7 protein-coding genes are annotated in these 7,011 nt (G+C 73.7%); 3 read left to right on the top strand and 4 right to left on the bottom strand.

Annotated features, from left to right (window positions below; genetic code table 11):
* Positions 1–424: 424 nt before the first annotated feature.
* Positions 425–1,009, top strand: a complete 585-nt coding sequence (locus ACIBEF_RS16750; protein WP_396794162.1) for a TetR/AcrR family transcriptional regulator — start codon at positions 425–427, stop codon at positions 1,007–1,009.
* A gap of 19 nt (positions 1,010–1,028) precedes the next feature.
* On the top strand, positions 1,029–1,691 hold the full coding sequence (locus ACIBEF_RS16745; protein ID WP_396794161.1) for a lysophospholipid acyltransferase family protein: 663 nt from the start codon (positions 1,029–1,031) through the stop codon (positions 1,689–1,691).
* Positions 1,692–1,704: 13 nt separating this feature from the next.
* Here the strand turns inward: ACIBEF_RS16745 and ACIBEF_RS16740 are convergent, their stop codons facing one another.
* From ACIBEF_RS16740 to ACIBEF_RS16730, 3 genes are all read right to left on the bottom strand, one after another.
* Positions 1,705–2,829, bottom strand: coding sequence for a glycosyltransferase family 4 protein (locus ACIBEF_RS16740; RefSeq protein WP_396794160.1), 1,125 nt, complete (start codon positions 2,827–2,829; stop codon positions 1,705–1,707).
* On the bottom strand, positions 2,826–4,085 hold the full coding sequence (locus tag ACIBEF_RS16735) for a M48 family metalloprotease (protein WP_396794159.1): 1,260 nt from the start codon (positions 4,083–4,085) through the stop codon (positions 2,826–2,828). Before ACIBEF_RS16735 ends, ACIBEF_RS16740 begins: the two co-directional genes overlap by 4 nt.
* A gap of 189 nt (positions 4,086–4,274) precedes the next feature.
* Positions 4,275–4,493 carry a hypothetical protein gene (locus ACIBEF_RS16730; protein ID WP_357234041.1) on the bottom strand — a complete coding sequence of 73 codons (219 nt, stop codon included), beginning with the start codon at positions 4,491–4,493 and terminating at the stop codon, positions 4,275–4,277.
* Positions 4,494–4,821: 328 nt separating this feature from the next.
* Between ACIBEF_RS16730 and ACIBEF_RS16725 the strand changes: the two genes are divergently transcribed.
* Positions 4,822–5,271, top strand: coding sequence for a hypothetical protein (locus ACIBEF_RS16725; RefSeq protein WP_396794158.1), 450 nt, complete (start codon positions 4,822–4,824; stop codon positions 5,269–5,271).
* Between the two features lie 194 nt (positions 5,272–5,465).
* Here ACIBEF_RS16725 and ACIBEF_RS16720 read toward each other — a convergent pair whose 3' ends face one another.
* Positions 5,466–6,917 carry an NYN domain-containing protein gene (locus tag ACIBEF_RS16720; protein ID WP_396794157.1) on the bottom strand — a complete coding sequence of 484 codons (1,452 nt, stop codon included), beginning with the start codon at positions 6,915–6,917 and terminating at the stop codon, positions 5,466–5,468.
* Positions 6,918–7,011: the final 94 nt, after the last annotated feature.

The following is a 7,011-nucleotide window of genomic DNA, read 5'->3' as shown; positions in this document are numbered from 1 at the left end:
TTGGTCGTCTTGAAGGATCGACGCGATGGCCGTCTCTCATCTACGCAACACGCCCATCACGGGCAAGTCGTACACCACTCCCGTGGACGCAACCGGACAGAGCGCGGCCCGGACACTGCGTTGAGTGTGATGCCTGTGAGTCATCTTGATGACTCACAGGCATCATGCTGATCTGGGCACGGCACGGCACGGCACGGCGGCACGGCACGGCACGGCGGCACGGCACGGCACGGCACGGCACGGCGGCACGGCACGGCACGGCACGGCGGCACGGCACGGCACGGCAGGCCGCCGAGACACGCCTGCTTGAGCCAACCCCACCGCCGAGGTGGACGACGTCGCGGCTGGGCACTGCACCAGGCGTCGGAGGGCGACCCCTCACCCCGAGGTAGACACCGTCTACGGCGACTGGTAGACAGTGTCTATGGACGCGGACGAGACGGGGCTGCGGGCTCGGTTGGTGGCCGCCGGGGTGGACCTTGTGCTGCGCGAGGGCCAGTCGGCGGTGTCGCTGCGGGAGATCGCCCGGCGCGCCGGGGTCTCGCACGGCGCACCGCGCCGCTACTTCCCCACCCACGTCGACCTGCTCTCCGCCATCGCCCGGGAGGGCTTCGCCGACCTCACCGCCCAGGTCGAGCGAACGTTGCGCGACGTCGATCCGGACCCCCGTACCCGACTGACCGCGTTGGCCCGGACGTACCTGGACTTCGCGGCGACCCACCGCGGCATGTTCGAGCTGATGTTCCGCCACGACCTGCTGGACAGCGGCCGACTTCGGCTGCGCGAGACGAGCCTGCCGCTGTTCGCCATGCTGGCCGACCTGGTGGCGCAGGGACGCCGGCCCACCGACGCGCCGGCGGCGGTGCTGGCCGGCGCGCTCTGGGCGAACCTGCACGGCATCGCCCAACTCTGGGCCTGGGGCAGCCTGCCGCTGGCCACCGGTGCCACCGACGACGATGCCCTGCTGCACGCCGCGTTGGACGCGCACCTCGGCCCGACGCCCGCCTGAAAACCGACCCGGAGGACACGTGCCCCTGCTGTACGACGTCACCAAGCTGACCGTCGGCACCGCGCTACGAATCGGCTGGCACCCGCGGGTGGAAGGCCTGGAGCACCTGCCCCGACACGGCGGCGCGATCCTCGCCGGCAACCACCTGTCCGTCGCCGACGAGTTGTTCCTCGTCTGCTCGACGCCCCGACACGTCACCTTCTGGGCGAAGGTCGAGTACTTCAACGGCCGAGGTCCGGGCGGCTGGCTCAACCGGCGGATCGTCGCCGGCATGGGCGCCATCCCGGTCGACCGCGCCGACGGCCGGGCCGCCCTGCGCGCCCTCGACGCCGCCGTCCCGGTACTCCGCTCCGGCGGCCTGGTCGCCGTCTACCCGGAGGGCACCCGCTCCCCGGACGGGCGGCTCTACCGGGGCCGGGTCGGGATGACCCGGCTGGCCCGCGACGCCGGGGTGCCGATCATCCCGGTCGGCGTGCTCGGTACCGCCGAGGTGCTGCCGGTCGACGCGCGGCTGCCCCGTCGCCACCCGATCACCCTCCGGTTCGGCCCCCCGATCCCGGTCGCCGAACGGATCAACGGGCCGCGGGACATCCGAACGGTCACCGACGAGGTGATGGCGGCGATCCAGAAGCTCACCGGCCAGGAGTACGTGCCGCACTACGCGCCCGCCCGGGAGAGCTGAACACGGGCGGCGATCAGCCGGCGAGCAGTGCCGCCATGCGGTCCGCCTGCGTCTCCCAACGCCACTCCCGTTCCACCCAGGCCCGGCCAGCCGCGCCCAGCTGACGGGCCAGGTCCCGGTCGGCGAGCAGCCGGGCGAGCCGGTCGGCGAGCTGGGCGACGTCCCGGCCGCCCACGACGTAGCCGGTCTCCCCCTCCCGGACGGCGTCCGGCGCTCCCCCGGAGTCACCGGCCACCACCGGCAGGCCGGTCGCGGATGCCTCCAGGTAGACGATGCCCAGCCCTTCGACGTCGAGACCACGGTTGCGGGTCCGGCACGGCATCGCGTAGACGTCACCGGCCGCGTAGTGCGCCGGCAACTCGACCGACGGCACCGTGCCGGTGAACACCACATCCCGCTCCACACCGGCCTGGCGGGCCAGCTTCTCCAGAGTCGCCCGGTACGGGCCGCCACCGACGATCAGCAGCGCCGCGTCGGGCACCCGGCGGCGGATCTCCGGCAGGGCCCGGATCAGGGTGTCCTGACCCTTGCGCGGCACCAGCCGGGACACACAGACGACCACCGGCCGGTCGGTCAAACCGAGCCGGGCCCGGACCTGTTCACCGTCCGAGCTCGGGTGGTAGGTGTCCACGTCGACCCCCGGCGCGAGGCGGCGCAGCTCGGTCACCCCGTCCAGCACCCGGGCCAACCGGCTGCGGGTGTACTCGCCCAGATAGGTGGTCACGTCCACACCCCGACCGATGCGCCGCAGCGCCGGCCGGGCGGCCGGCACGGCCGCCCAACCGACCTCGTGGCCATGGGTCTGCGCCACTACCCGACGGATGCCGGCCCGCCGCCGCAGGCCGGCCGCGAGCAGGCCCAACGGGGCCGCCGCGCCGAACCACACCGTGTCGCAGTCGTACGCGCGAGCCAACCGGGCCGCCCTGCGGGCGATCAACGGGGTGGGCAACAACACCCTGGTGCGCTCCCGGATCACCTCGTACGGCTGGTCGGCGTCGAACTTCGCCGCCCCGCGCCAGTTCGACGCGTAGACGACCACCGAGCCGGCCGGTTGACGGACCGCGAGGTGGTGCACGAACGACTGGATCCCACCCGGGCGGGGCGGAAAGTCATTGGTGATCAGCAGGGTGCGGTTCATCGGCCGGCCTCCCGGGCGTACGCGCGGGCGGCGGCCATCCGCTCCACTGTGGACGGGTGCGAGGCCGAATAGAGGTATTCCCAGCGGGGCGGGTCGGGGTCACCGAGGTTGACCGAGCCGAGCCGGCGCTGCATCGACTCGAAGGACTCCGGGTCGTTGGTGAGCGCGAGCGCGTGCGCGTCGGCCCGCGCCTCCACCCGTCGGGACATCAGCGCCTGCACCGGAGCGGCAACCAGCCCGGCCACCGTGACCAGGGCGACCAGCAGCGGGAACGCGCGCGGTTGGGCCACCGAGTCGACACCGGCCAGCCGTAGCAGTGGCCCCCACGAGCCGAGCAGGTAGAGCGCCACCACGGCGGCCGCGGCACCCAGCGCACCGGTCAGCGTGCCGGCCGCCACGTCGGAGTCCTTCGCGTGCCCCAACTCGTGCGCCACGACGGCGGTCACCTCGGCCGGGGTCGCCTCGCGCAGCAGCGTGTCGTACACGACCACCCGTCGGGTCGGCCCGAGACCGGAGACGTACGCGTTGACCGCCCTGGTGCGCCGGGAGGCATCGGCGACCAGCACGTCACGCACCGGCACCCCGTCGCGGGCGGCCATGCTCATCAGCTCGGTGCGCAACGGACCCTGCTCCATCGGGGTGAACCGGTTGAACACCGGCTCCACCAGCACCGGCAGCACGAACGACAGCAGCACCACGAGCACGGCGGCGCCGGCCGCACCAAACGCCCACCACCAGCGTGGCGCGAGCCGGATGACCGCGTAGAAGCCGAACAGCGCCACCGCGCCGATCACCGCGCTGACGGCGTACGACTTGAGCAGGTCGACAGCCCAGCCGCTCCAACCGTTGGTGCTCAACCCGTAGCGGGTGAGCACGCTCTGCCGCCACGCGGCGAACGGGAGCGTCACCAGGTCGGCGACGAGCACCACCGCCAGCCCGCCGAGCACAGCCTGCGCTGCCCAGTGCCCACCGAAAGGCCGGCCGACCAGCTCGACCAGGCGACTGCCCAGCGGGGTCAACCCGAGCGCGAGCGCGATCAGCAACCCGACGGCGAGCGCGGCGTAGCCACCGGGACGCAGCGCGGCCCGGAACTCCCGCCCCTTGGCCACCTGCTCGGCCGGCAGGTCGCCCAGCGCGGCGAGCTGGTCAGCCCGGGGTGCCGGCGGGCGGTGCCACGGGATGAGCAGCGCGGCCAGCACGACCAGCACGAGGGCCAGCCCGGCCAGGGTCAGCAGCGCCCAACCCCGCGGGGTCACCGCGTCACCGCCCGGTGGGCCGGATCGCCGCCGCCGGACGCAGCGCCACCGGACGCAACGCCACCGGACGCAGCGCCGCCGACGAGCCCGCCGTCGTCCCGCCGTACCTCGCTCATCGCGCCGCTCCTCCCGCCGTGACCGCTCATCCTATGGCCCGCGAGAAGCCTGCTTCCGGGCGCGGTGTAAGGCTCAGGCGACCCGGCGGGCGGGGCGGCGGGGAGCGACCTCCGGGCGCGCGGGCGCGGCCAGCACCTCCACGTCGAAGCCGGCCCGGGCGAGCACCTCGATGGCCTCGACCTCGGCGGCGACCAACCCGGCCGCCGGGGACGTCTCGTCGAACAGGGCGGTCAGCGGGCAGCCGGAACAGCCGTCGGCCCGCTTCGCGCACCCGTCGCAGTCGATGAGCATCACGCCTCCTGATCGGCTCGCGGCGCACGGGCGACTCCGGTTGTCGCCGACCGAGCACCGTCGGTGACATCGACACTAACCACCGGGTACGACAGCAACCCGATCCGACCGCCTGTTTCAGGGCTAGATCCACTCCAGATCAGCGATATCGGGGTATCCCACCCGACCGGGAGCCCTTGACCAACGAACCCGACGAACTCATGCCGACCGAGCCAACGAGGGGCATCGTTTGGCCGACCGACCACCCGGGCACTGGGCGACCGTGGCCGATCCCGATGCGTCGTCAGTCGTGGACTTCAGGCACTCCCCGCGCCGGGTTCGCCTCGCCATGGCTCTCGCCGTGCTGGTCGGCGCGGCCCTCCTCACCTTCTACACGGTGGTGTTCGACGAGGCGTGGTGGAAGGTGCTGCTGCGCTTCGGCATGATCGGCGGCTGCGTCGGGCTGACCACCAACTGGCAGCTGCGGCATCAGCCTCGCCTGCCGCTGCGGTTGACCGACGAATCGCTGCGCCTGAGCGGACCGAAGGGGACCACACTCAGCATCGACTGGGTCAACGTGGCCAGCGCCCAGGTGCGGGGACGCCTGGACCCACGGCTGGTGGTCGTGACCCGCGACCCGCAGCAGACTAGTCCGCCCATGCGAGCCGGACAGTGGTCGACTCCCGGACGCGGCCCCTACGAGCTGGTCGTCCGGCTGACCTGGATGGAGCCGGGCACCGACGCACTGCGTCACGAGCTGACCCGCAGACTACCAACCACCGGACAGCGGCCCGAGTGAGGGCCAGGTGTCAGCGCTGCGCGTCGAGGTCACGCAGGGCGAAGCGCAGGTGCTGCCACTCCTCGTTCAGGATCACGTGAAGGCAGTGCCGGACGGACACGACTCCCGTCCCTCGGCGGTCGCGGCGATGCTCACGCGCGGATGCGACAGCCTGCGCGGCCACGCAGCGGCGCGGCAGAGCAGGACGTGTCCCCTCAGGAGCGGGCGAGCCGCCGCAGCAGCGAGTCCGCGCCCAGCGGGTACGCGCCGTGGCGGCGTACCCCGTCGGCGACCTCGCGGTCCGACGAGACCACGACCACCGGCCGGCCCGCCGGCTCGGCACGGACCAGTCGCCGGATCAGCTCGTCGGCGGTCTCACCCTTGCGGGAGAAGAGCACCCGTACGCCGCGCGGCGCGGGCGGCAGCCCGTGCATCCGCTCGGCGCCGTCGAAGACCACCGTGACCTCGTCGCCGGTCTGCGCGGCGATCCCGCCCAGCCCGGTGATCAGGCGTTTGCGCTGCTGCTCCAGGGACATCTCGCCGAAGCCACGCTTGGTGACGTTGTAGCCGTCCACCACGAGGTGCGCCCGGGGCAGGGCGAGCAACTGGTCGAGCCGGGCCGGGTCGTCGGTGTCGCGGGCGCGGGCGGCGGGGCCGGCCGGGGCGGTGCCGGGCTGCTCGGCGAACGCGTCGGCGACGAAGTCGGCCGGGAGTTTGTCCACCGGGTCGAGCGCCAACTCCCGGCGCAACCCGACGGCGGCCTGGCCGATGGTCTCCAGGAGCAGCCAGAGCCGGGCGTCGTCGACCGAGCGCGCCTCCTTGGCGCTGGCGCGGGCCACCCCGGCGGCGGCCTCGGCCTCGGCCAGCCGGGCTCGGGCGCGGCGAAGTTCGGCGTCCACGTCGGCGCTGGCGCGGGCCGCCCGGCCGCGCTCGGTGGCCAACAGCTCGGTGGCCTTGCGCTCGCGGACCTGGGTCTCGCGCAGGGTGCGGGCCACCTGTCGGGACTCCTCGCGGAGCTGACCCAGCTCCTCCCGGACGCGGGCCAACTCGTCGCGGAGCTTCTCGGCCTCGACCCGGGCCACCGCACGGTCGTGCTCGGCCCGGGTGGCCCGCTGCTCGGCCTCGCGGACCAACTCGGCGACGACGGCGCTGTCCGCCTCGGCGCGCACTGCCGCGCCGCTGGCGTCGATCAGCTCCCGCCAGCCACGGGGCCGGGCCAGGTAGGCCAGCGCGGCCACCTCGACCGGGTCGGCGGCGGCCGGCGCGGTGCCCTCGACCACCGCCGCACCGAGGTCACCGGCGTCGGCCAGGACCCGCGCGGTGACCCGCTGCCGGAACAGCGGGTCGGCGGTGAGCTGGGCGGCGATGACCGGCGCGCCGAGCCGGGCGCGTCGGTTGGGGGCGAACTTGGCCACCCGGCGCAACGGCACCGGGACCTCGTCGGTGGCGAGGGTGGGCAGCACCGCGGCAGTCAGCGTCACGATCCGCTGCCGGACCGGCTCGGGCAGGGTCGGCTCCGGCTCGGCGGCGGGGCCGTCGCCCGTTGTCGGGTCCGATGTGCCGGATGTGTCGGTGACTACGTTGTCGTCCGGGTTGCCCACAGCACCGTCGAGCGCGACCGGATCCTCCTGCGGGAGGTGGTCGTCGTACGGCTCGGTGAGGGGCATGTGGCAAGTCTCCCACCGCGACCGGGCCCACCGCCCGGTGAGTGAGCCGATCTCTCATCCTAGCCCCATGGTGACGGATGGGACGGCTGCGACG

It is taken from the genome of Micromonospora sp. NPDC050795, assembly GCF_044456785.1.
Classification (GTDB): Bacteria; Actinomycetota; Actinomycetes; order Mycobacteriales; family Micromonosporaceae; genus Micromonospora.
The sequence above is the reverse complement of the archived record's forward strand: the minus strand, read 5'-3'. Positions and strand labels throughout refer to the sequence as shown.